Here is a 2,648-nt window from a genome sequence, read left to right on the forward strand (position 1 = left end):
ACCGGGCTGGATCTGTCACAGGACATGGTGGCCCAAGCGCAGCAGCACCATGGCCATCTGGAACGGGTGCATTTCGTGGCAGGCGATCTGCACGATGCGCCGCTGCCCCCGAACAGCGCAGACCATGTTGTCGCCATCAATGTGGTCTACTTCTGGAACCCGCTGCTACCGGCATTAAACGCCATTCGCAAACTGCTGCGCCCTGGCGGCCAGCTCTGTCTGGGCCTGCGTGACAGGAACAGCATGGCCACTCTGCCGGTATTCCGACACGGCTTTCTCACCTACAACGGCCCGGACCTGCAACAGGCCCTGAAGACGGCGGGCTTTGTCGACGTTCGCCAGCAGATCATTCCAGAGCAAAGTATCAACGTGATGGGCCAGGTAATGCACAAGACCGGCCTGGTCATCACCGCCCTGAATCCGGAGGTCAAACCATGACTCTACTGATCAATCTTGCCGGCCTGCTGCTGATGGCAGGAATCATCTGGTGGTTCTGGCTGTCCAAGTCCTCAGCACAAGGCCAGGAAGTCAGCGACCAGGGCACCACCATTGTGGTCGCCGACGGTGTCTACAGTCCGGCCACCCTGCACGCCAACGCCGGGGAGACACTGACCCTGCATTTCGACCGACGAGACCCTTCCCCCTGCGCCGAGCAGGTTGTGTTTCATGGGCTCGACGTGAGCGAGTTTCTGGAAACGGGTACCATCACCACCGTGACCCTGAACAACCCGCCCGCCGGCGAATACCGTTTCACCTGCCAGATGCAGATGTATCAGGGCAGATTGATTGTCACCTGAATCCGTGACTTCAGCGCGGATGCATGGCGTAAGAATTTGTTGCCACAGGGAATTTTCTGAAGAGGTGTCGTATCAGGGAATACGATCGACTGAAGAAAATTCTTTGTGGCGGCAAAGGCTGGCGTCAGGCGCCGCGATGAAGTCACGGGTTCAGGTGTTCGCTAACGCTGGCAGGCCCACGCAACATGCCACACGCATGAATGAGGAAACACGATGAAATTATTGACGGCACTCCTGTTGGCTTTTCTGGTCACCGCCTGCGGCGATGACGGTCCGCCAGAGCCCCGGGCAACAGAAACAACAACTCCAGCCTCTGAAGAAATGAAAACTGCCAGCACCGACCCGGTACTGGAAGTGTACAAATCCCCCACCTGTGGCTGCTGTGGCGCCTGGGTGGATCACATGAAAGCCAACGGCTATGAAGTGGTGGTTCATGAGCAGCAGAACCTGCAGTCCATCAAGGAAAAAGCCGGCATCCTCCCCGGACAGGGCTCCTGTCATACCGCCTTTATCGGTGACTACGTGATTGAAGGCCATGTGCCCGCCAGCGACGTGGATCGTCTGCTCGCCGAGCGACCGGACGCCAAGGGGCTCACCGTTCCCGGCATGCCGGTGGGCTCCCCGGGCATGGAAATGGGCGACCGCGTGGATGCCTATGACGTGCTGTTGTTCGATGAAAACAGCACCGAAGTCTTCAGCCACTATCCCGGGAACTGACCCTCCCCTGCAGGAACAGAGCGTAGCGGAGTAACGCCCGGAGGGCGGCCCCGAAGGGGTGAGCGAAGCGAATACAGCCTCTCGAGGTGCGAACCCGAGCTCAGGCGAGGGTAATCTATCCGGTAACGTCAAACCTGCTAACCGGTTCGCACCTCGAGAGGTTCTCCTACAGCGGCTTCGTGGACACGGCTGCAAAGCCCTTGCCTGTGCTTCAACCTGTCACACCAACCCGTTACAGTTTCCCCTTTGCGTGTATCGAGACCCTGAATGCTTCCTCTCCACGACTGGCTACTGCTGGCCAGCGTCTGCGCCCTGGGTGCCATGGCACCCGGCATCAGTCTGGCGGTGATTACCCGCCACACTCTCCATGGCGGCCCCCGCGCCGGCGCCATCGCCGGCATTACCCATGCACTGGGCATCGGCATCTGGGCCACCGCTACCGTCACCGGGCTGGCGGTACTCTTTCACCGCTACCCGTCCCTGGAACTGGCATTCAGTCTTGCCGGCGCCCTGTTCCTGCTGTGGATGGCATGGAAAAGCTGGCAGGCGGGCCAGCAGCCGCTGGCACCCGCCAATACCGACAGCCCGTTCACCGTGCTGCACGGCGCCGCCCGGGACGGTTTCCTGGTAGCGTTTCTGAATCCGAAAGTGGCGCTGTTCTTCCTGGCCCTGTTCAGCCAGTTTCTGCAGGCAGACATGGCACAGGCCGCCCGCATCCAGATGGTGCTGACCTCCATGTTTATCGACGGTGGCTGGTATGTACTGGTGGCAGTGCTGCTTGGCCGCAGCCGTTTTCTGCCCTGGCTGCGGGCCCACCATCACTGGGTGGAAAAAGGCACCGCCGTGTTGCTGGTCGTCATCGCCGCCAGTGTGGTCTGGCAGGTGGCATGATGGCCGACCCCGTGCAGGGTTGGGACATCGATTTTTCAGCATGCCCACCCTGGTTTCCTTGTCGAGTATCAGGGTTTCCTTCATTACCCCTTTGACCTTGGGGTAGCCCCGGGGTTAATAATGATTCCATGAACCGATACCTGCGCCCCAATCACCGCTCCTTACTGGCCGGCCTGCTCGCCATCCTGATGCTGGTGGTGACAAGCAGTTTGTCTGCGCAGGTTTCTGTCGGTCATCGGGATA

4 protein-coding genes are annotated in these 2,648 nt (G+C 60.0%); all 4 read left to right on the plus strand.

Translation table 11 applies throughout. From position 1 onward, the window contains the following. Nucleotides 1-438: class I SAM-dependent methyltransferase (locus HUJ17_RS11715; RefSeq protein ID WP_290510858.1), on the plus strand; the 438-nt coding region annotated here is incomplete at its 5' end. After that, the gene (locus tag HUJ17_RS11720; RefSeq protein ID WP_290510859.1) at nt 435-797 is read left to right on the plus strand and encodes a cupredoxin domain-containing protein; all 363 of its coding nucleotides are present in this window, start codon (nt 435-437) and stop codon (nt 795-797) included. The genes HUJ17_RS11715 and HUJ17_RS11720, both read left to right, overlap by 4 nt. A gap of 213 nt (nt 798-1,010) precedes the next feature. Continuing rightward, entirely contained in the window at nt 1,011-1,514 is a 504-nt protein-coding gene (locus HUJ17_RS11725; RefSeq protein ID WP_290510860.1) for a DUF411 domain-containing protein, read from the plus strand. 267 nt (nt 1,515-1,781) lie between these two features. After that, complete coding sequence (locus tag HUJ17_RS11730) at nt 1,782-2,405, plus strand: LysE family translocator (protein WP_290510861.1); 624 nt, start codon at nt 1,782-1,784, stop codon at nt 2,403-2,405. Nucleotides 2,406-2,648 lie beyond the last annotated feature (243 nt).

The organism is Alcanivorax sp., from assembly GCF_014762765.1.
Classification (GTDB): domain Bacteria; phylum Pseudomonadota; class Gammaproteobacteria; order Pseudomonadales; family Alcanivoracaceae; genus Alcanivorax.

Bases quoted from the DNA above. Each gene is read 5' to 3' on its own strand.
- HUJ17_RS11720 (WP_290510859.1), top strand. From the start codon at position 435: ATGACTCTACTGATCAATCTTGCCGGCCTGCTGCTGATGGCAGGAATC.
- HUJ17_RS11725 (WP_290510860.1), top strand. From the start codon at position 1,011: ATGAAATTATTGACGGCACTCCTGTTGGCTTTTCTGGTCACCGCCTGC.
- HUJ17_RS11730 (WP_290510861.1), top strand. From the start codon at position 1,782: ATGCTTCCTCTCCACGACTGGCTACTGCTGGCCAGCGTCTGCGCCCTG.